The following is a 19,718-nucleotide window of genomic DNA, read 5'->3' on the forward strand; positions in this document are numbered from 1 at the left end:
CCCTCAGCGCAGTCGGCGTACGCGCAGGACCAGGTCGTCCGTGTGGTGGGCGCCGGCGCCGCCGTCGGGGGCCTCGCGGGGGCGCTGTTCGTGCACCTGCACCTCCCAGTCGTCGTCGAGGAGGCCGACGACCGTCGAGGGCCACACGTAGTCCGCCGGGTCGAAGTCGCTGTCGTGCGCCTGCCGGGTCTCCATCCCGGCGTGGTGCACGACCAGCAGGACGCCGCCGGGCGCGACGGCGGCGAGCAGCGCTCGCTCCGCCGCAGCGTCGGGGGTGCGCAGCAGGGCCGGGTACTGCGCTGACACCAGGTCGTAGGAGGCCGGCGGGAGCATCGCGTCGGCCAGCGTGGCGTGCACCCAGTCGATGGCGAGGCCGGCGTCCCGCGCGTGTCCTGCCGCCCGCTCCAGTGCCACCCCGGAGACCTCCAGCGCGGTCACGTCCCAGCCGTGCCGCGCGAGCCAGATGGCGTCCGCGCCCTCGCCGCAGCCCACGTCGAGGACCCGGCCGGGGGTGAGTCCGGCGACCTCGGTCACGAGCGCACCGTTGGGCCGGCCGCTCCACAACTGCTGTCGTTCGGAGTACCGGTTGTCCCATTCCGCCCGCACCGCGGGGTCCCCGAGGTATCCGTCGGCAGGCCCGGGGATGCCGGACGCGGGTGATTCTGCTGCGATGTCGTTGTCGGCCACGGGCCCACCGTCGCCCGGCGGGGTCCCGGTCTGCCACTTCTGTTGCCGGTCCGGCAAAACGGCGGTCCGTCGCGCCGCGTCAGCGCGCTCACGTGTCTACCGGTGCGTGCTCAGGCCGTCGAGGATGAGCCCGAGCATGCGGGGGGCCCGGTCTTCAGGGGTGGACGCGGCGCGCCAGAGCGCTCCGGTGAGTTGGAGGAAATCGCCGGGGTCGGCGTCCTGGCGGACGGTGCCGTCCTTCTTGCCGGCGTCCAGGAGCTGGGTGAGGGCGGCGATGACGGGGCCGTAGCTCTCCTCGGCGATCGCCTGGTGCGCCCCGGCGCTGAGGGCGTCACCCAGGCCGTGCTTCTTGCGCATGGCCTCGACCAGGTCGGTCGTCCAGTGGCGCAGTGCTTCCAGGGGCGGCATCTCGGCCAGCAGGTCCGGCACGGTGCCGGTGATGCGTGCCACCTCGTCCTGGTAGACGGCCAGCACCAGGGCCTCGCGGGTGGGGAAGTTGCGGTACAGCGTGCCCGCCCCGACCCCGGCGCGCTGGGCCACCTGGTTCATCGAGGCGTTGCCGTCCTCGCCGAACGCCTCGCGGGCGGCCGCGAGGATGCGTGCCCGGTTCTCGCGAGCGTCTGAACGGACCACGGGACCTCACCTTGCTAAGTGGAGAACTCTCCACTACGTTATTCGGAGAGCTCTCCACTTACTTTAGAGGGGCGTCATGCACTACATCAAGCTCGGCACCACAGGCCTGGACGTGTCACCGATCGCGATCGGCGCGATGACCTACGGCGAGCCCGACCGCGGACACCCCGTCTGGTCGAAGGGCGAGCAGGAGGCCAGGCCGCTCGTCCGGCACGCGGTGGAGGCGGGGATCAACTTCTTCGACACCGCGAACATGTACTCCAACGGTTCCAGCGAGGAGATCCTCGGCCGCGCGCTGAAGGACTACGCCGACCGCGACGCCGTGGTCATCGCCACGAAGCTGCGCCACCCGATGCGCCTCGGGCCGAACGGGCGGGGACTGTCCCGCAAGGCGATCATGACGGAGGTCGACCACTCCCTGCGCCGCCTGGGAACCGACTACATCGACCTCTACCAGATCCACCGCAACGACCGCTCCACCCCCTGGGAGGAGACGCTCGAAGCGCTCAACGACCTCGTGAAGGCCGGCAAGGTCCGCTACCTCGGCGCCTCGTCCATGCACGCATGGGAGTTCGCCAAGGCCCTGCACCTGCAGAAGCAGAACGGCTGGGCGCGCTTCGTGTCGATGCAGAACCACTACAACCTCCTCGCCCGCGAGGAGGAGCGCGAAATGATCCCGCTGTGCCTGGACGAGGGTGTCGGCACGGTCATCTGGTCGCCCCTGGCGCGCGGACGCCTGGCCCGCGGGTGGGACGACGCCCGCGCCACAGCGCGCGCGGAGACGGACGGAGCGTACGCGGACCTCCTCTACTCGCCCGAGCAGGAGGCGTCCAACAAGGCGATCGTCGACGCGGTCGGGCAGGTCGCGGACGCGCGCGGCGTCACCCGTGCGCAGGTCGCACTCGCCTGGCTGCGACGTCAGCCGGTCGTCACCGCACCGCTGGTCGGCGCCGGCTCGATCCGGCAGATCGACGAGGCCGTGGCCTCCCTGGACGTCGGGCTCACCGACGACGAGGTGCGCGCCCTGGAGGCTCCGTACACGCCGCGGTACGACTGGCAGGGTGTCTCGGACGAAGCCGAGATGGAGGCCATCCGCCGGCGCGTCCCCGGAATGGCCCTGTCATGAAGGCCATGAAGGCCACGAAACGCTTGAAGGCTACGAAGGGCACGAAGGCCACGAAGGCCACGACGCCCATCGTCCGATCCGGCGCCGCCGCCCACGCCGGAGGCCTCCTCATCCTGCTCGGCCCGCTCGTGTCCTGGCTCGCCGAGTTCGTCACCGCCGCCGCCTGGCAGGACCCGCCGTACTCACCCCTCTACAACTGGGTCAGCCACCTCGGCCTGACCGGTCCGGCCCAGACCGCGTTCGGGCAGGTCGCGAACTCCCCCCTCGGAGCCGTCATGGACACCGGCTGGGTCCTCTACGGCGTCCTCCTGATCGTCGGCTCGTTCCTCGTGTTCGACCCGCGCAGGGGCACCCGCCCGGTCGTCGTCCTGGCCCTCGCCGTCCTCGCCGGCATCGGAGTCGCACTCGTCGGCACCGTCCAGGGCTCCAACGCCAACGTCCACAACGGCCTCATCGCGTTCCACACCCTCGGCGCGCAGACCGTCATGCTCGCCGGCAACACCATGGCGATCGTCGTCGGAGCCAACGGAGCCCGCGCAGGTCTCGGCAGGGGCCGGTCGGTCGCGAGCGTCGTACTCGGCACCTTCGGACTGATCGCGTTCCCGCTCTTCATGGCCGACGTCCTCACCGGCTGGATGTGGAACGTCGGCATGTTCGAACGTGCCGTGATCTACCCGATCATGATCGGCCACGCCCTCCTCGGAAGCGGCCTGGCCGCTTCCGCCCCACGTCGCCACGCGACGCGCCAGCTGCCCCCTTTCGATGCGCACATCGCGCGCTGAGGAGACCCAGATGTCACAGGTACTGGTCACCGGAGGAACAGGATTCATCGGCAGCTGGTGCGTCCTGACCCTGCTCGAAGCCGGGCACACCGTACGCACCACGGTCCGCGACCTGCGGCGTGAACCGGCACTGCGCTCCTGGCTCCACGCGGCCGGTCCGTTCGACGACGACCGCCTCACGGTCGTACGCGCCGACCTCGAACACCCCGAGGACTGGGACGACGCCGTCGCCGGCTGCGACTACGTCCTGCACGTCGCCTCCCCGACCCTGCGTCACACCCCGGCGAACGACGACGACCTGGTCGTCCCGGCACGGGAGGGCGTCGTACGAGTGCTGCGCGCCGCCCGTGACGCCAAAGTCCGCCGGGTCGTCCTCACCAGTGCCTTCGGCGCCATCGGGATCGGGCACCCTCCTCGCTCGACCCCGTTCACCGAGGAGGACTGGACCGACCTCGACAGCGACATCCCGCCCTACCAGCGCTCCAAGACGCTGGCCGAGCGTGCCGCCTGGCAGTTCGTCGAAGAGGAAGGTGACGGTCTGGAGATGACGGCGGTGCATCCCGTGGGCGTCTTCGGCCCCCTGCTCGGCCCGGACGACCCGCCGTCCCTGCGTCTGGTGCGCAGAATGCTCGAAGGACGGATGCCGGCGTGCCCGCCCTTCGGAATGGGCTACGTGGATGTGCGCGACGTCGCCGACCTGCACGTGCGCGCGATGACCGATCCGGCGGCCGCCGGCGAGCGCTTCCTCGCCGTCGCCGGGCACAGCCTGCGCGTCGTCGAGATAGCCCGCATCCTGCGTGACCGCCTGGGTGAGCGCGCAGCGAAGGCCCCGACCCGCGAACTGCCCGTCCGGCTCACCCGCGCGCTGAGTGTCGTGAACCCGGAACTGCGACTGCTCAGGCACCAGCTCGGCCGCGATCTCGACGCCACGAGCGCCAAGGCCGAGCGGCTCCTGGGATGGCGGGCCCGTCCGATCGAGGACACCATCGCCGAGACCGCCGAGAGTCTCCTTGCACACGGCATCGGCCGATGACCGGGACGGCGGCGCGCTTGACCGCGTTCACAGGGTGATGCGCTGCCGGATCGCGGCCCGGTGTTCCAGGGCCCAGGGGTAGTCGGGTTGCAGGGCGAGGGCCCGGTCCAGGTCGGCGAGGCCCTCTTCGTGGCGGCCCAGGTTGGACAGGGAGACGCCTCGGCTGGCGTAGGCGTACGCGTACCCGGGGTCGAGTTCGAGGGCGCGGTCGTAGTCGGCCACGGCCTCCTCGTCGCGGCCGGCGACGCGCAGCGCGTCGCCGCGTTCGCAGCGGCCCCACGCCCAGTCGGGCTGCAGGGCGAGGGCGCGGTCCAGGTCGGCGAGGCGGCGGGCCGGGTCGCCCAGGCCGCGCCAGACGCGGGAGCGGCGGGCGAGGGCCCAGGCGTAGTCCGGCTTGAGTCCCAGCGCGTGCTCGAAGTCGGCGAGGGCCGTGTCGAGGTCGCCGTGACGTTCGTGGGCGGCACCGCGGGAGGCCCAGGCGAACTCGCTGGTGGGGTCGCGCCGGATGCCCTCGGTCAGGTCGGCGACCGCTTCGTCGTGGTGGCGGGCCAGCCGGTGGTGCTCGCCGCGCAGGATGACGTTCCACGGGTTGTCCGGCTCCAGTTCGAGCACCCGGTCGAGGTCGGCGAGCGCGCCCTCGTAGTCGCCGGTCCCGCCCCGGGTGACGGCCCGGCCGCGGTGGGCCCGGACCAGGGCGGGGTCCAGGGCGAGCGCGTGCTCGTACTCCTCAAGGGCCCGCTCGGGCTCGCCGTCGCGGGCGAGCGCGTCGGCCCGCAGCGCCCAGGCCGTGGCCCGCCACGGCTCGTCGCCCCGGGCGCGGCCGAGCAGCAGCCCGAGCAGTCCGGCGAGCCCGCCGCCGGCGAGCGCCCCGGAGAGATCGTCGCCCCAGGCCCGTACGGCCGCGGCGGCCGAGTCCTCGCCCGCCTCGGCCAGCAGCCGCACCCAGGGCCGTACGGCGTCGTCGCCGTAGCCGCAGGCGGTGACCACATCGGCCAGGGCCCCGGCGAGCGCGGCGCGGGGCCGCGCGCACAGCAGGTGGTACGACTCGCCGAGCCGCAGGTCCCGCCACCCGGCGTCCGCCCACAGTTCGTCGGGCCGCAGGCCGGTCCCGGCCTCGCTGCGCCGCCTGCCGTACGCCTCGGCGAGCCGGGTGTGCCGCTCGGTCCAGCCCTGGGGCGAGCGCAGTCGCTGGAGCCGGAGCATCGGCGCCCGTACGACGTCGTGGTACTGCAGCAGCCCGCCGCGCTCGCTGACGAACGGCATGCCCCGCAGCCAGGCGAAGAGCGCGTCCGCCTGCTCCTCCGGGCAGTCCACGGCGGAGCGGAAGACGTCCTCGTCGAGCCGCCGGGGCAGCGCGCCCGCCAGCGCCGCCGCCCTGCGCACCGGGTCCCGCTCCCACTTCAGGAACCGGTCGACGGCCGTGGCGCTCGGGTCGCCGACGTTCCCGGTGCCGACGGGCCCGGACTCGGCCAGGGTGGAGACCAGCACCGGAAGGCCGCCGGTCAGCCGCAGCACCTCGGCGACCACCGGTTCGTCCCGCACCCCCTTGTCGGCGAGCAGCCCGCGGGCCTCCTCCTCCGTGAACGGCCCGAGCGGCAGGTCCGTCCTGAAGTCCGCGAAGCTGCCCCAGCGGGCCGTGTCGAACGGGTGCTGGCCGGAGGTGACCACGACGACGTTGGCGGGCAGCGCGCCATGGCGGTCGGTGGTCATCACGTCGTGCAGCCAGGGGTCGAGGAACGGGCCGGTGCGCTCATAGGTGTCGAGGAGCAGGACGATCCAGGGCACGCCGTCGGCCGCGGCGGCCAGTTCCGTCAGCAGGACGGGGGTGAGGACCCGCTCGGGTGACAGCACCAGCTGGGCGTCCTCCTGGCTGCGGAAGCGGGCCCGGAGCCGGTCGGCACCCTGGGCCAGACGGTCGGTGTCCAGGGCGGCGGCGAAGGCACCGGCCACCGGCACCATCCCCAGTCCCACCTGGGCCGCCCGCGCCACCGCGAGGCTCCCCGCCGACGGTCCCTCCCGCTCCTCCGGCCCGACCGTCGCCAGGGCGGTCTCCGCCTCGTGCAGGCGCTCCCGGTGCGCGGCGAGCAGCCGCTCCAGCTCCTTGAACCGCCGCCCCTGGGCCGCGAACTGCCGGGCCATCACCGCAAGCGCCTCGGCCACGCCGGCCACCCCCTCGTCGACGTACGCGGTCAGCGCCCCGGCCTCCCGGGCGATCTGCTCCAGCTCCCGTACCAGCCGGGTCTTCCCGACGCCCGCGTCGCCGTGCACGTGGAACAGGAACCGGTGCCGCTCGTCCTCGGGCGGCAGCGAGAGGTTGCGCCGGAACGCGGCCCGCTCCTCGGCCCGCCCGACGAACCCGGCCCTCCGGCGCCGCCCGATCAGCTCCTGCATCGACGGCCGTGTCGACCCCATCCACGCCTCCCCCGCAGTCGGCCCACGACGAGTCTGGCAGAGACACCCCTGCGCCCGGACGGAGCCGCCGGATCGACGGCTCGACGGATCGCCGGCGCGATGGCTCGACAGCTCGACGGCGCGACGGCTCGACGGGTGTCGATCACTGGCTGGTTTTGGTCTCTTGCCCGGGGCCGGCGGTGACTCCTATTTTTTGAGCGACCGCTCAAACACTGGGAAAAGCGCCTCCCTCCCGGACATCTTCGAACGAGAGAAGACGGCATGACCGGCACCAGACGCGCCTGGCTGCTCTTCACCGGATGGTTTCTGACGGGAGCCTGCTACTTGCTGGCCCTCGTCACCGTGCTGTCGATCGGGATCTTCATCCTGCCGATCCCCGTCGCCGGCACCCTCGCGCTGGCCACGCGCCGGGACACCCGCCTGGGCCTGCCCGGCCTGCTGTCGGGGGCGAGCCTGCCGCTGTTCCTGCTCGCCTACCTCAACCGGCACGGCCCCGGCACCTACTGCACCACCTCGGCCGGCGGCAGCAGTTGCACCGAGGGCCTGCTCAACCCGTGGCTCCTGCTGGCCGCCGGACTGCTCGCCCTCGGCGCCGGCCCGGCGCTGCTCCTCAGGATCCGAGCCCGGCCGGTGGACAGCTCCGCGCCAAGCCCCTCCCGGTAGGCCGCACCCCCGGTCCGCCGATACCGACGCCCGGGGCTCCAGACGGCGCAGATCGGCCGGGGACCTGCCGGGGCCGTGCTCGTGGACCTGGGGTCAGACGGGCTGGCCGACCGGACGGACCGTCATCGTGTTGAGGTCGACGCCGGCCGGCTGGTCGAGCGCGAAGCCGATCGCCTCGGCCACCGAATCCGGGCTCATCGCGATGGGCGGAACCTGACCGTGCCAGAACGCGGTGTCGATCAGGCCCGGGTTCACGACCGTGACCCCGATGCCCCGGGCCGTGGCGTGCAGGCGGAGGTTCTCGGCGAAGCCGACCACTGCCCACTTCGTGGCGGAGTAGAGGTTGCCCGGGCTGTTCTTGATCCCGGCCACGCTGCCGATGAGCACCAGCCGGCCGCGGGACCGCTCGAGGTGGGGCAGGGCCGCCTTGGCCAGCAGAGCCGGGCCGAGCACGTTGGCGAGCACCATCGGTGCCCACAGCTGAGGATCGCCGCCGTCCATGACGTCGGCACCGCCCGCCCCGAAGTGGTCCGCAGACGCGCCGCCCGCGTTCGCGACGGCCGCGTCGAGCGACCCGAAGCGCTCCACCGCGCTGGTGACCGCCGTGTTCGTGGCGTCCCAGTCGGAGGCATCTGCCACCAGGCCCAGGAGGCGGTCCGCGTGGCCGGCCTCGTCGAGGAAGGCCTTGAGCCGACCGGGGTCGCGCCCGGTGACGGCGACCCGGTGGCCACGCCCGAGCAGGAGCCGGGCGGTCGCGGCGCCGATCCCGCTCGTGCCTCCGGTGATCAGGACCGTCTTTCCAGCGGCCGACGGAGAGCCGGAGCCGGTGAGTGTGTCGGTGAGTGAGGTGTTCATGGCCTCGACTCTGTGCCGCGGCGCGGGTCCGCGGCAGTTGCTTCCCAAGGTGGGGACGGCATCCCCTGGCATCAACGGCGCCGCCCAGGGAGGCTGTGCCCATGCCGAACACGAGGTACTCCGAACTCGGTGGCTTCCTGCGCTCGCGACGCGAGCGGATCCGCCCCGAGGAGGTCGGGCTCGCACCCGGCCCGCGGCGCCGCGTCCCCGGTCTGCGTCGCGACGAGGTCGCCGTGCTGGCCGGCGCCTCGGTGGAGTACTACACCGAGCTCGAGCGCGGTGCCGGCTCGCAGCCCTCCGACCAGATGCTCGCCGCGCTCGCCCGCGCCCTGCGCCTCAGCCGCGACGAACGCGACCATCTGTACCGCTTGGCGAACCGCCCGGTCCCGCACCAGGACGGGACGGCGTCACACGTCCACCCGGCGATGCTCGACCTGCTGGGACGCATCGACGGGACCCCGGCGATGGTGAGCACCGACCTGCACACCGTTCTGGTCCAGAACCCGCTCGCGATCGCGATGCTCGGCGACCTGTCCGCGCACCGGGGCCGCGCGGCGAGCTTCATCCACCGATGGTTCACCGACCCGGCCTCGCGGCAGATCTACCCCCAGGAGGACCTCGCCCCGCAGTCACGCTCGTTCGTCGCCGACCTGCGCGCGGCGGTCGGGCGACGCAGCGCAGGCGACGCCGAGGCGACCGAACTGGTGGACGAGCTGCTGCGGCGGTCGCCGGAGTTCCAGGCGCTCTGGGCCGACCAGGACGTCGAGGTCCGCAGAGACGAGCGCAAGCGCATCGTCCACCCCAGCGTCGGCCTGCTCGACCTCAACTGCCTCAGCCTCTTCAGCGAGGACCGCCGTCAGCGGTTGCTCTGGTTCACCCCCCGCGCCGGGACGGGCACCGCCGAGAAGCTCGCGCTGCTGGCCGTCGTGGGCACACAGGCGATGCGGGCCGAACCAGGCCGGTGACCGATCGGGAAGGTCCCGCTCACGCGAGGCACACGCCCGGCCGGCCGTCACCGTCCAGCACCGCCGGCCTCGGTGCCGGCCCGACGCCTGCAGGACCGTGGAGCCGAGGTACCGGACGGCGAGCGGGGCGACCCACAGTTCGACGGCGAAGGGCCCGCCCTGCGAGAAGGTCACCCGGCAGGCGACCTCGTGGGCGACGCCCCGCGCGTCCGTCGAAGTCGGCCCGCACTCGGCCAAGTTGGGGATCCTATTCCGGGCCCGCCTGACATGCTGCCCTCATGTCGACACCGCACCCGCGCCCGCACCCCTCCGTCGAGGCCCCCGCCCCCTGCGTCAACGGCCTGCGCCTCCGGGCGCGTCGGGTGAGCCGGGAGGTCCGCGGGGGTGGGCGGATACTGAACGGCGTATCCGTCGATGTCGATCCCGGGCAGCTCACGGTGATCGCCGGGAGCAGCGGTGCGGGCAAGACCGTGCTGTTGCAGACGCTGGCGGGGCTGAGCGCGCCGAGCGGCGGCGACGTGCTGCACGACGGGGCGCCTCCCGGGCCGCCCGGGCCGGACTTCGGGTTCGTCCCGCAGGAGGACATCATCCACCGCGAACTGCCGCTGCGCCGCACCCTGGTGTACGCGGCGGGGCTGCGGATGGCTCCGGGCACGGCGGCCAGAACCGTGCTCGACACCGTCGACCGGGTGCTGGAGACGCTCGGCCTCGCGGAGCGGGCGGAGACCCCGGTGCGCGCGCTGAGCGGCGGCGAACGCAAACGGGCCAGTATCGCCGTCGAGTTGCTCACCCGCCCCCGGGTGCTCTTCCTCGACGAGCCGACGTCCGGGCTCGACCCGGTCACGGGCGCGGCCCTGCTGCGCACCCTGCGCACGCTCGCCGAGGACGGCACCACCGTCGTACTGACCACGCACGTCCTCGCCGATCTGCTCCGCGCCGACCAGGTGGTGTTCCTCTCCGCCGGCGGCGAGGTCGCGTACGCGGGTGAACCGGCCGCCCTGTTCGAGGCGTTCGGGGTCGGCACCGTGGAGGAGGTGTACGAGGCGGTGGCGGGCGGCGCGCGTGTCGAACGGTCCGTACCCGAGGACGACGTGCCTGCCGAGGCCCCGTCACCGTCGGCGCGGCCGCACCGTGTCGGGGCCCTCGGGCAGTGGGCGCTGCTGACCCGGCGCGGTACCGCGCTGATACTGCACAACCGGCTCTCGGCCGCCGTGCTGGCGGGCTCGCCGGTGATGATCGTGGCGATGTTCGCGGTGCTGTTCCGGGCGGGCGCGTTCGATCCGGCGGCACCGGATCCGGGCTCCTCGGCGATGATCATGTTCTGGATCGCGTTCGGCGCGTTCTTCTTCGGGCTGACCTACGGCCTGCTCCAGATCTGCACCGAGCTGCCGGTCCTGCGCCGTGAGTGGCTCGCCGGGCTGCGGATCGGCCCGTACGTCGCCTCGAAGCTGACCACCATGCTGCCGGTGCTCGCGGTCGCGGACGCGCTGTTGCTGGTCGTGCTGCGCGCTCTGGACCGGCTGCCCGCGGCGGGCTGGGACACCTACGGTTCGCTGTTCGCGTCGAGTGTGCTGGCCTCGGCCGCCGCCCTCGCGCTGGGACTGCTCGCGTCGGCGGCGGTGTCGGAGCCGGGGCAGGCGACGCTGATGCTGCCGCTGCTCTGCTTCCCCCAGGTGCTGTTCTCGGGCGCCTTCGTGCCGGTGCCCCGGATGACGGTGGCCGGGAAGGCGATCAGCTGGGCGATGACCAACCGCTGGGCGTTCGAGGCGCTGGGCAGCGGGGTGGGGCTGGAGCCGTTGTGGCGGGCGGGCCGCTCGCCGCTCGGCCCGCCGCTGCTGGCGTCGTACGGGGACTCGTTCGGGCATCCGGCGAGCCGCGGGTGGGTGATCCTGGCGGGCTTCGCGCTGGTGTTCCTGGCCGGGACGTGGGTGATCCTGGTGCGCAAGTGCCGGGACGGGGCGGCACGGAGCCGGGCGGGGCGGTGATCCCCGGCGCGGTGGCCCCGATCCGGGGCGGCTCGGCGGCACCGGCTCCTCAGCAGCTCTCGCGCGCGGCCAGCCCGGTCGCCGTCGGTACCCGGTCCCGGTAGGTCTGTGCCACGAAGGTCAGGAACGTCTCGATGTCCCCGGGCTGGGACGAGACGCCAAGGGAGACCCGGACGGCGCCCGCCGACGGCAGCCCCAGCAGCTCCAGGTACTCGTCCAGCGAGGCGACCTGGGTGTCGGCCGCCGAGAGCAGCCGGGTCAGCGGCAGGTCGAACGCCTCCTCTCCGGCGCCCGGATTGCAGAAGCAGCCCGTGCGCAGGGATATGCCGTGGGCGGCGCTGTCCCGGCCGACGACGCGTTCGTCGACGATCCTGCCGTCCGCGCCGAGCACGTTCAGCGCGACCGTGCCGCCGCGGTCCGCGTCCGCGCGCTCGGTGCCGTACACCCGCACCAGCGGAGAGCCGTCGCTGTGCCTCAACCCGCCCAGGCCGGTGAGCAGTTGGCGGGTGAGGGCGGTGACGTGGGCGTGTATGCGGTCCATGCCGATGGCGTCGATCCAGGCCAGTCCGGCGGTCACGTCCGGCAGGGAGAGGAAGTTGACCGTGCCGTCCTCGAAGGCCGCCTCGTCGGCGGCGAGGACGTGCCACTGGGCCTGGGCGCTGACGGCGTAGATGGTGCCGCCCGAGAACCAGGGACGGCGCAGCTTGGCGAGGGCCTCACGGCGGGCGATCAGACTGCCGATGCCGGTGGGGTGGCCGAAGACCTTGTACCAGCTGACGGCGGTGAAGTCCGGGTGGTGGCGGCTCAGGTCCAGGACGTTGGTCGGGGCGAAGGCGGCCGCGTCGAGCAGGACGTCGTGGCCGTGCGCCTGGGCGGCGGCGATCCAGTCCAGCGAGTGCTGCACGCCGGTGAAGTTGCTCTGCGCGGGAAAGGCGAACAGGCCGGCGGAGCCGTCCCGCGGGCCGGGTGCGGACAGGGCGGCGAGCAGCCGCCTCTCGTCGATGCGCAGGCCGGGCACGTACACGGTCGCGGCTCCCCGCGCCCGCGCGTACTCCCGCAGTCCGTTGACCGAGTTGTGGTTGTCGAGCGACATCACGAGCCTGCCGCCGCGGGCGAAGGGGTACGCCTCGCCGACCAGGCGCAGGGCGCCGGTCGCGTTGGGGGTGAAGATCACGGCGTATTCGTCGGGGTCGGCGTTGAAGTGGCGGAGCACCGCCCGCCGGGCCTCGGCCAGCAGGAGTCCGGAGGCGCGGGAGGCCGGGCTCTCGGAGTGCGGGTTGCCGAACAGCCCGCCGGTGATCCGCCGGGCACTGCCCATGACGAGGGAGCGCGGCGGAAGCCCGGCGCCGGTGTGGTCGAGGTAGGTGTGTCCGCCCTCGTCGAGGTAGCCGAACTCGCGCGCCCGCAACTCCGCGAAGCCGTCCGGACCTTCCGCGATCCCGCCGTGCCCGCGTCCGGTGGCGTCAGCCGTATCCATGTGGACCCCCCTCGCATGAACCTTCGACCAAGGTATCCGCGTACGATCCGTTCGCCGCCGCGGCACGACGCCAGGGCGCCCGGTCGCTGCCGAACAGAGCGTGTGAGCAGCCGGGTTGAGGAACGACGGCGGCGGGGAAGGACGGTGACATGTCCACCTCCCACGCGCCTCGTGCGCTTTCGCTCGCCGCTGCCGTCCTGACCGGAACGGTCGCGCTCTACATCGCCCTCGTCGCTTTCGGGAACATCACCGACTTCGGCACCAACCAGGCGTTCGTCCAGCATGTGCTGGCCATGGACACGACGTTCAGGGACGACGACCTGATGTGGCGGGCCATCACGAACAAGGGGCTCGAGAACACCGCCTACGTCCTCATCATCGTGTGGGAGACGCTGGCCGCGCTCGTGCTGATCGCCGGCACCTGGCTCTGGGCCCGCCGTGACAACGTTCGCGCGCGGCGCGTCTCCACCTACGGTCTGCTGATGCTCGTCCTGCTCTTCGGCGCCGGGTTCATCGGCATCGGCGGTGAGTGGTTCTCCATGTGGCAGTCCAAGACCTGGAACGGCCTGGACGCGGCGACCCGGGTGCTGGTCCTCACCGGCCTCGCCCTGATCGTCGTCCAGTTGAGCCCCTCCGATCAGGAGGGATAGGCAGCCGCCTCGCGGCCCGCGCGGAGGGCGGCCGTCCACCAGCCCGGCTGGTCGAGAAGGGCCTTGGCGTGTCCGGCGACCTGGGGGTCCAGGGGGCGGCCGTCCTGCCGACTCCGCGGGCCCCGGAAACTCCGCGCCCTCTCCTGACGACGCCCGGACAAGGCCTCACGACCGCCTCACGACGGCCTGACGGTTACTTGACCACCGTCACCTTGGTGTTCGGTTCCGTGCCGAAGGTCCACAGGGCCGCGCCGTCCGCCTTGGGCATCCGGATGCCGCTGGTCTGCTTGCCGGCGGCGGGCGGCGGCGAGGAGCCGTCGACCGCGTTGGAGAAGGCGACCGACAGCCCCGACTTGGACGCGAAGTAGAGGATGTGCTCGATCTGGACGCCGTCCGAGCCGGTCGTGGCCGCCAGGGTCTTGGAGATCGTGTAGGTGCCGGGGTCGGGGCTCACCGTCCCCGGCCACACCGTGAACGTGCGGGTGGCCTTGTCGCTCGCGTCGACCGTCCACACCCGCTTGGCGCCGAGCGAGTAGACGATACGGCGGCCGGTGCCGGAGGCCGCCGGTACGGCGGGGGCCTTCGCCGGGGCCGGTGACGCGGAGGGGTGGGCGCCCGCCGACGCACTCGCTGACGGGCGGACCGCCGCGGCCGTGGGGTGCGGCCCCTTGTCGGCCTGGAGGGCGAGGACGACGACGGCGACCGTCGCCCCGGCCGTCAGGCCGGACACCCAGACCCAGGAGGGCAGCAGTCGGGCAGCCACGGGTACGCATCTCCTCCGCTGTGGGAGCTATGAGGCCCCCTGCCTGTTCGCACAGGGGTCGGATCATCGTACTGTGCGCCGCCCGCCCGCCCGACGGCTCAGTCCAGCACCGGCAGCAGCTCCGGCAGGTGGCCGTCGGAGGCCTCGGCCGCCCGCTGCCGCTCCTCGGAGACCGGCCCGTACAGCGTGGTCCGCGGCTTCGCCGGGCGCCCGGCGGCCTCGGCCACGGCGACCAGGTCGCGGACCGACTTGTATGAGCCGTACGACGACCCCGCCATCCGCGAGATCGTCTCCTCCATCAACGTGCCACCGAGGTCGTTGGCTCCCGAGCGGAGCATCTCCGCCGCGCCCTCCGTGCCCAGTTTCACCCAGCTTGTCTGGATGTTCGGGATGTAGGGGTGCAGGAGCAGCCGGGCCATCGCCGTCACCGCCCGGTTGTCGCGCATCGTCGGGCCCGGCCGGGAGATGCCCGCCAGGTAGACGGGCGCGTTGGTGTGGATGAACGGCAGCGTCACGAACTCCGTGAAGCCGCCGGTGCGCTGCTGGATGCCGGCCAGGGTGCGCAGGTGGCCCAGCCAGTGGCGGGGCTGGTCGACGTGGCCGTACATCATGGTGGAGGAGGAGCGGATGCCCAGCTCGTGGGCGGTGGTAATCACCTCGATCCACGTGGCGGCGGGGAGTTTGCCCTTGGTGAGGATCCAGCGCACCTCGTCGTCGAGGATCTCCGCGGCCGTCCCGGGGACGGTGTCCAGGCCCGCCTCCTTCGCCGCGGTCAGCCACTCCCGGATCGACATGCCGGTGCGCGTCGCGCCGTTCACGACCTCCATCGGCGAGAAGGCGTGCACGTGCATGCCGGGGACGCGTTCCTTGACCGCCTTCGCGATGTCGAAGTACGCGGTACCGGGCAGGTCGGGGTGGATGCCGCCCTGCATGCAGACCTCGACCGCGCCGACGTCCCAGGCCTGCTGGGCGCGGTCGGCGACCTGGTCCAGGGAGAGGGTGTAGGCGTCGGCGTCGGTGCGGCGCTGCGCGAAGGCGCAGAAACGGCAGCCGGTGTAGCAGACGTTGGTGAAGTTGATGTTGCGGGTGACGATGTAGGTGACGTCGTCGCCGACGGCCGCCTTGCGCACGTCGTCGGCGATCCCCGTCAGCGCGTCGAGGGCCGGGCCGTCCGCGTGGAAAAGGGCGAGGGCCTCGGCGTCGGTGAGCCTGGTGGGGTCGTCGGCCGCCGTCCTGAGCGCCGCCCGGACATCCGTGTCGATGCGCTCCGGTGCCATCCCGGGGGCGGCCGCCTCCCGCAGCGCGCCCCAGTCGCCGTACACCTCGTCGAAGTCGTCGCGCCGGTCGGACGTACGGCCCTCGGAGTCGATGGCGGTGTGCAGATCGGTACGGCCGGAGGCGACGAAGACCTCCTCCGGCTCCTGCCAGGGGTGCCCCACGACGGCCGCGTCCGGCACCGCGAGGCCCGTCTCCGGGTCGGCCAGCGCGGCCACGTGCGGGCGCAGCCGCGGGTCGAGCCAGGGCTCGCCGCGGCGGACGAACTCCGGGTACACGCACAGCCGTTCCCGCAGCTCGAAGCCGGCGGCGGCCGACTTCTCGGCCAGCTCCTCGATCTGCGGCCAGGGCCGCTCGGGGTTGACGTGGTCGATGGTGAGCGGCGACACCCCGCCCCAGTCGTCGATACCGGCCGCGATCAGCCGTTCGTACTCTCTGTCGACGAGGTTCGGCGGCGCCTGGATGTTGCCGGCCGGCCCCATCACCAGCCGCGCCACCGCCACCGCGGCCACCAGCTCGTCCAGTTCGGCGTCCGGCATGCCGCGCATCGCCGTGTCCGGCTTGGCGCGGAAGTTCTGGATGATCAGTTCCTGCACGCCGTGGTACGACCGGGCCACCCGCCGGAGCGCGAAGACGGACTCGGCGCGTTCCTCGTACGTCTCACCGATGCCGATCAGGATCCCGGAGGTGAAGGGGACGGAGGAGCGGCCCGCGTCCTCCAGGACCCGCAGCCGGACGGCGGGTTCCTTGTCCGGGGAGCCGTAGTGGGGGCCGCCGGGCTCGGACCACAGCCGGGTGGCGGTCGTCTCCAGCATCATGCCCATCGACGGGGCGACCGGCTTGAGGCGCTGGAAGTCCGTCCAGGACATCACGCCGGGGTTGAGGTGCGGCAGCAGGCCGGTCTCCTCCAGGATGCGGACGGAGATGGCGCGGACGTAGGCGATCGTGTCGTCGTAACCGTGCGCGTCGAGCCACTCGCGCGCCTCGGGCCAGCGGTCCTCGGGCTTGTCGCCGAGGGTGATCAGGGCTTCCTTGCAGCCGAGGGCCGCGCCCTTGCGGGCGACGTCGAGGACCTCGTCCGGCGACATGAACATCCCGTGCCCGGCCCGGCGGAGCTTGCCCGGGACGGTGACGAACGTGCAGTAGTGGCACTTGTCGCGGCACAGGCGGGTGAGGGGGATGAAGACGCTCTTCGAGTACGTGATGACACCGGGCCGGCCGGCCTCCTCGAGTCCGGCGTCCCGGACCCGGGCGGCGGACGCGGCGAGGTCCTCCAGGGCCGCACCGCGCGCCTGGAGCAGGACGGCGGCCTCGGAGACGTCGAGGGCGACGCCGTCCCGGGCGCGTTTGAGGGCGCGACGCATGGAGTTCTCGGTGGGGCCGGTTCCGGGGGTCGCGGAAGTCGTCATTCCCTGAGCATACGTTCGGGTTCGGTGGGGTCCGTGGGGGTGGCGGGGGGGTGGGTTGTGCCGGTGCGCTGTGGCCGGCCGCGCAGTTCCCCGCGCCCCTGAAAGAAGGGGGCGCCGCAGTGCGCCCCCTCAGGGGCGCGGGGAACTGCGCGAGCAACCCCCACGCACCCGCACCCGACCGCACAACCGCAGCCCCCTCACAGGTACTCCCCGTAAGCGTCCAGCACCCCCAGCACTTCGGCCTCCCCCGCCGGAGGCAACTGCACCACGACCTCCTCGATGCCCAGCTCTGCATAGTGCGCGAGCTTCCCGGGGCTCGGGAAGACGGCGTACGGCACCACCTGGAGCGCGGCCGGGTCACGCCCCGCGTCGGCCCACACGCCCCGCAGGACCGGCAGCGACTCGGTCAGCCCGCGTCCCCCGATCGGCATCCACCCGTCGGCGTACTCCGCGATGTGCGCGAAGAGCTTCGGACCGGCGGCCCCGCCGACCAGCGTGCGCGGCCCGGCCACCGGCCCGCGCGGCTTCTGGACGGGCTTGGGGTAGGCGGAGGACGCCCGCACGCTTCCGAACTCCCCTTCGTAGGCGGTGGGTTCGTCCGCCCACAGGGCCCGCATCAGGGCCATCCGGTCCCGGGTCAGCTCCCGCCTCGACCGCCAGCGCACCCCGTGGTCCGCGGCCTCCTCGACGTTCCAGCCGAAGCCGACGCCGAGCGTGAGGCGGCCGCCGGACAGGTGGTCGAGGGTGGCGATCTGCTTGGCGAGGTCGATCGGGTCGTGCTGGGCGACCAGGGTGATGCCGGTGCCGAGGCCGAGGCCCTCGGTGACGGCGGCGGCCTGGCCGAGGGCGACGAAGGGGTCGAGGGTGCGGCCGTACTCGCGGGGCAGGTCGCCGCCCGCCGGGTACGGGGTGGTCCGCTCGACCGGGATGTGCGTGTGCTCGGGCAGGTACAGCCCGGCGAACCCGCGTGCCTCCAGCTCACGGGCGAGCCGGACGGGGGCGACGGTCTCGTCGGTGAGGAAGATCGTGACGGCTATGCGCATGCCCCATCTGTACCGGGGGTGGCTCGATATGTCCATACCGACTGGTCGGCATCACGTGCCCCACCTTTCACAGGGCTATGCACATGACAGACGGACGTCTGTGGATTCCCTGTCCTTCCGGGGGAGTTCACGTCCACAGGGGAGAGTGAGCGGCATGTGTGAGGACACGCACGGCATCGGCAGACGCGCGCTGATCGTGACGGGCGCGGCCACAGCCCTTACGTTGGGAAGCGTGAGCTTCGCGGCGGCGGACGGCCAGGACCAGGGGAACCAGAGGACGGCGACCGTGAGCGGCACCCTGCCGCCGGGCTGCCCGGACTTCGTGTACGTACCGGTCGAAGTACCCACCGGCGTACGGGAGCTCAAGGTCTCCTACACCTACGACAGGCCGGGCGTCCCGGCCGGCACCACGGGCAACGCGCTCGACATCGGCCTCTTCGACCAGCACGGCACCGAGCTGGGCGGCAAGGGCTTCCGGGGCTGGTCGGGCGGCGCCCGCACGGAGTTCTTCGTCCGCGCCGACGACGCGACCCCCGGCTACATCCCGGGCCCGGTCCACGCCGGCACCTGGTACATCGCCCTCGGCCCGTACACGGTGGCCCCGCAGGGCCTGTCGTACGAGCTGACCATCACCCTGACGTACGGCGAGCCCGGCACCCCCGTCCGCCCCGTCTACCCGCCCGCCCGGGCCAAGGGCCGCGGCCGCGACTGGTACCGCGGCGACTGCCACCTGCACTCCTGGTACTCCGACGGCCGCCGCACCCCGGCCGAGATCGCCGCCCTCGCCCGCGCCGCCGGCCTCGACTTCATCAACTCCTCGGACCACAACACGCACTCCTCGCACCCGCACTGGGCGGACCAGGCCGGCGACGACCTGCTGATCATGCTCGGTGAGGAGATCACCACGAGGAACGGCCACGTCGTCGCCCTCGGCACCGACCCCGGAACCTTCGTCGACTGGCGCTACCGGGCCCGCGACAACCGGTTCGGCCGCTTCGCCCACCAGATCCACAAGGCCGGCGGTCTCGTCGTACCCGCGCACCCGCACGCCACGTGCGTGGGCTGCGCCTGGAAGTTCGGCTTCGGGGACGCGGACGCGGTCGAGGTGTGGAACGGTCCCTACACCCCCGACGACGAGGTGGCCCTCAACGCCTGGGACGCCACCCTGGTCGCCTCGGTCCGCGACAACCGGGAGTGGCTCCCGGCGATGGGCAACAGCGACGCCCACCGCGACCCGGACGCCGTCGGCTCACCCCAGACCGTCGTTCTCGCCGATGACCTGAGCCGCGAGGCGATCCAGGAGGGGCTGCGGGCGGGCCGCTCCTACATCGCCGAGTCGAAGAACGTGACGCTGAGCTTCACGGCGACGGGCGGCCGCGGTGAGCGGGCGGGCATCGGCGAACGCCTCGCCGTCGCCCCCGACACCCCGGTGACCGTCCGGCTGGAGGCCTCCGGCGTCCCCCGCTGCACGGTCCGCCTCATCACCGACGAGGGCGTCCTGCTGACCAGCGACCCGCTCCCGGTGACCGGCTCGGGCGTGGTGGAGTGGCAGACGACCCCGCAGTACGCGGCCTACGTCCGCGCCGAACTCCGCCACGAGACGGCGGCGGGCACGGTCCCCGGCGCCCTCGCGGCACTGACGAACCCGATCTTCCTGGGGAACTGAGGCGACACGTGGGCCGCATCGGGAAGACCGCGACCGTGTGACTACGGTCGGGAGTCCCCGCCGGGTTCAAAAGTCCGGGGTCTGTTCGGGCGCCGGGATCGCCTACCTGGCCTGATGGGGGCGGTGGGTGCCACCGTTGCGGCGTTCCGCCGACGGGTGTTGCATGGCAGTGGAGAGGCCCCGGCGCGAGGGCCGCCCATGAGCGTCCCCGGCCGTGAACCCGGCGCATGTGGTTGCCGCTCGCCCCGAATCCATGTATCGCAATCCGTGGTCCGCCGGTGTCGCCTCGAACAG

16 protein-coding genes are annotated in these 19,718 nt (G+C 72.8%); 8 read left to right on the forward strand and 8 right to left on the reverse strand.

Annotated elements, in window-relative coordinates; translation table 11 throughout:
* Nucleotides 1-3 precede the first annotated feature (3 nt).
* The gene (locus ACZ63F_RS08105) at nucleotides 4-687 is read right to left on the reverse strand and encodes a class I SAM-dependent methyltransferase (RefSeq protein WP_469709675.1); all 684 of its coding nucleotides are present in this window, start codon (nucleotides 685-687) and stop codon (nucleotides 4-6) included.
* Nucleotides 688-783: 96 nt separating this feature from the next.
* On the reverse strand, nucleotides 784-1,320 hold the full coding sequence (locus ACZ63F_RS08110; protein WP_469709676.1) for a TetR/AcrR family transcriptional regulator: 537 nt from the start codon (nucleotides 1,318-1,320) through the stop codon (nucleotides 784-786).
* A 76-nt stretch (nucleotides 1,321-1,396) separates the two neighbouring features.
* On the opposite strand from ACZ63F_RS08110, the gene ACZ63F_RS08115 reads away from it, so the two are divergent.
* Genes ACZ63F_RS08115 through ACZ63F_RS08125 form a run of 3 tightly spaced genes read left to right on the forward strand, consistent with a single transcriptional unit; the run spans nucleotide 1,397 to nucleotide 4,261 of the window.
* On the forward strand, nucleotides 1,397-2,446 hold the full coding sequence (locus ACZ63F_RS08115) for an aldo/keto reductase (RefSeq protein ID WP_469709677.1): 1,050 nt from the start codon (nucleotides 1,397-1,399) through the stop codon (nucleotides 2,444-2,446).
* 23 nt (nucleotides 2,447-2,469) lie between these two features.
* Entirely contained in the window at nucleotides 2,470-3,228 is a 759-nt protein-coding gene (locus tag ACZ63F_RS08120; protein WP_469709678.1) for a DUF998 domain-containing protein, read from the forward strand.
* A gap of 10 nt (nucleotides 3,229-3,238) precedes the next feature.
* A complete protein-coding gene (locus tag ACZ63F_RS08125; protein ID WP_469709679.1) occupies nucleotides 3,239-4,261 on the forward strand; it encodes an SDR family oxidoreductase in 1,023 nt (340 codons plus the stop codon).
* Nucleotides 4,262-4,288: 27 nt separating this feature from the next.
* On the opposite strand, the gene ACZ63F_RS08130 is transcribed toward ACZ63F_RS08125, so the two are convergent.
* Nucleotides 4,289-6,673, reverse strand: coding sequence for a tetratricopeptide repeat protein (locus tag ACZ63F_RS08130; protein WP_469709680.1), 2,385 nt, complete (start codon nucleotides 6,671-6,673; stop codon nucleotides 4,289-4,291).
* Between the two features lie 261 nt (nucleotides 6,674-6,934).
* Here ACZ63F_RS08130 and ACZ63F_RS08135 point away from each other — a divergent pair, with 261 nt between their 5' ends.
* Nucleotides 6,935-7,336, forward strand: a complete 402-nt coding sequence (locus ACZ63F_RS08135) for a hypothetical protein (RefSeq protein ID WP_469709681.1) — start codon at nucleotides 6,935-6,937, stop codon at nucleotides 7,334-7,336.
* Nucleotides 7,337-7,429: 93 nt separating this feature from the next.
* Here the strand turns inward: ACZ63F_RS08135 and ACZ63F_RS08140 are convergent, their stop codons facing one another.
* The gene (locus ACZ63F_RS08140; protein WP_469709682.1) at nucleotides 7,430-8,191 is read right to left on the reverse strand and encodes an SDR family oxidoreductase; all 762 of its coding nucleotides are present in this window, start codon (nucleotides 8,189-8,191) and stop codon (nucleotides 7,430-7,432) included.
* A 101-nt stretch (nucleotides 8,192-8,292) separates the two neighbouring features.
* On the opposite strand from ACZ63F_RS08140, the gene ACZ63F_RS08145 reads away from it, so the two are divergent.
* Together ACZ63F_RS08145 and ACZ63F_RS08150 are read left to right on the forward strand one after the other, a co-directional pair.
* Nucleotides 8,293-9,156, forward strand: coding sequence for an MmyB family transcriptional regulator (locus ACZ63F_RS08145; RefSeq protein ID WP_469709683.1), 864 nt, complete (start codon nucleotides 8,293-8,295; stop codon nucleotides 9,154-9,156).
* Nucleotides 9,157-9,434: 278 nt separating this feature from the next.
* Complete coding sequence (locus ACZ63F_RS08150) at nucleotides 9,435-11,141, forward strand: ATP-binding cassette domain-containing protein (protein WP_469709684.1); 1,707 nt, start codon at nucleotides 9,435-9,437, stop codon at nucleotides 11,139-11,141.
* Nucleotides 11,142-11,190: 49 nt separating this feature from the next.
* Here the strand turns inward: ACZ63F_RS08150 and ACZ63F_RS08155 are convergent, their stop codons facing one another.
* Nucleotides 11,191-12,618 carry an aminotransferase class V-fold PLP-dependent enzyme gene (locus ACZ63F_RS08155; protein WP_469709685.1) on the reverse strand — a complete coding sequence of 476 codons (1,428 nt, stop codon included), beginning with the start codon at nucleotides 12,616-12,618 and terminating at the stop codon, nucleotides 11,191-11,193.
* Between the two features lie 149 nt (nucleotides 12,619-12,767).
* Here ACZ63F_RS08155 and ACZ63F_RS08160 point away from each other — a divergent pair, with 149 nt between their 5' ends.
* A complete protein-coding gene (locus ACZ63F_RS08160; RefSeq protein ID WP_469709686.1) occupies nucleotides 12,768-13,268 on the forward strand; it encodes a DUF2165 domain-containing protein in 501 nt (166 codons plus the stop codon).
* A 193-nt stretch (nucleotides 13,269-13,461) separates the two neighbouring features.
* On the opposite strand, the gene ACZ63F_RS08165 is transcribed toward ACZ63F_RS08160, so the two are convergent.
* The 3 genes from ACZ63F_RS08165 to ACZ63F_RS08175 all read right to left on the reverse strand — a co-directional run bounded on the left by ACZ63F_RS08165 (nucleotide 13,462) and on the right by ACZ63F_RS08175 (nucleotide 17,758).
* Nucleotides 13,462-14,031, reverse strand: coding sequence for a hypothetical protein (locus ACZ63F_RS08165; RefSeq protein WP_457688486.1), 570 nt, complete (start codon nucleotides 14,029-14,031; stop codon nucleotides 13,462-13,464).
* A gap of 98 nt (nucleotides 14,032-14,129) precedes the next feature.
* Nucleotides 14,130-16,715 carry a bifunctional FO biosynthesis protein CofGH gene (locus ACZ63F_RS08170; RefSeq protein ID WP_469709687.1) on the reverse strand — a complete coding sequence of 862 codons (2,586 nt, stop codon included), beginning with the start codon at nucleotides 16,713-16,715 and terminating at the stop codon, nucleotides 14,130-14,132.
* A gap of 197 nt (nucleotides 16,716-16,912) precedes the next feature.
* The gene (locus tag ACZ63F_RS08175; RefSeq protein WP_469709688.1) at nucleotides 16,913-17,758 is read right to left on the reverse strand and encodes an LLM class F420-dependent oxidoreductase; all 846 of its coding nucleotides are present in this window, start codon (nucleotides 17,756-17,758) and stop codon (nucleotides 16,913-16,915) included.
* Between the two features lie 154 nt (nucleotides 17,759-17,912).
* Here ACZ63F_RS08175 and ACZ63F_RS08180 point away from each other — a divergent pair, with 154 nt between their 5' ends.
* Nucleotides 17,913-19,424: a CehA/McbA family metallohydrolase gene (locus ACZ63F_RS08180; protein WP_469709689.1), complete on the forward strand. Its 1,512-nt coding sequence runs from the start codon at nucleotides 17,913-17,915 to the stop codon at nucleotides 19,422-19,424.
* Nucleotides 19,425-19,718: the final 294 nt, after the last annotated feature.

This window comes from Streptomyces sp. NPDC104761 (genome assembly GCF_055583445.1).

Excerpts from the sequence above, each read along its gene's own strand:
- ACZ63F_RS08115 (WP_469709677.1), top strand. The coding sequence starts at position 1,397 with ATGCACTACATCAAGCTCGGCACCACAGGCCTGGACGTGTCACCGATC.
- ACZ63F_RS08125 (WP_469709679.1), top strand. The coding sequence starts at position 3,239 with ATGTCACAGGTACTGGTCACCGGAGGAACAGGATTCATCGGCAGCTGG.
- ACZ63F_RS08130 (WP_469709680.1), bottom strand. The coding sequence starts at position 6,673 with ATGGGGTCGACACGGCCGTCGATGCAGGAGCTGATCGGGCGGCGCCGG.
- ACZ63F_RS08135 (WP_469709681.1), top strand. The coding sequence starts at position 6,935 with ATGACCGGCACCAGACGCGCCTGGCTGCTCTTCACCGGATGGTTTCTG.
- ACZ63F_RS08140 (WP_469709682.1), bottom strand. The coding sequence starts at position 8,191 with ATGAACACCTCACTCACCGACACACTCACCGGCTCCGGCTCTCCGTCG.
- ACZ63F_RS08145 (WP_469709683.1), top strand. The coding sequence starts at position 8,293 with ATGCCGAACACGAGGTACTCCGAACTCGGTGGCTTCCTGCGCTCGCGA.
- ACZ63F_RS08150 (WP_469709684.1), top strand. The coding sequence starts at position 9,435 with ATGTCGACACCGCACCCGCGCCCGCACCCCTCCGTCGAGGCCCCCGCC.
- ACZ63F_RS08155 (WP_469709685.1), bottom strand. The coding sequence starts at position 12,618 with ATGGATACGGCTGACGCCACCGGACGCGGGCACGGCGGGATCGCGGAA.
- ACZ63F_RS08160 (WP_469709686.1), top strand. The coding sequence starts at position 12,768 with ATGTCCACCTCCCACGCGCCTCGTGCGCTTTCGCTCGCCGCTGCCGTC.
- ACZ63F_RS08170 (WP_469709687.1), bottom strand. The coding sequence starts at position 16,715 with ATGACGACTTCCGCGACCCCCGGAACCGGCCCCACCGAGAACTCCATG.
- ACZ63F_RS08175 (WP_469709688.1), bottom strand. The coding sequence starts at position 17,758 with ATGCGCATAGCCGTCACGATCTTCCTCACCGACGAGACCGTCGCCCCC.
- ACZ63F_RS08180 (WP_469709689.1), top strand. The coding sequence starts at position 17,913 with ATGTGTGAGGACACGCACGGCATCGGCAGACGCGCGCTGATCGTGACG.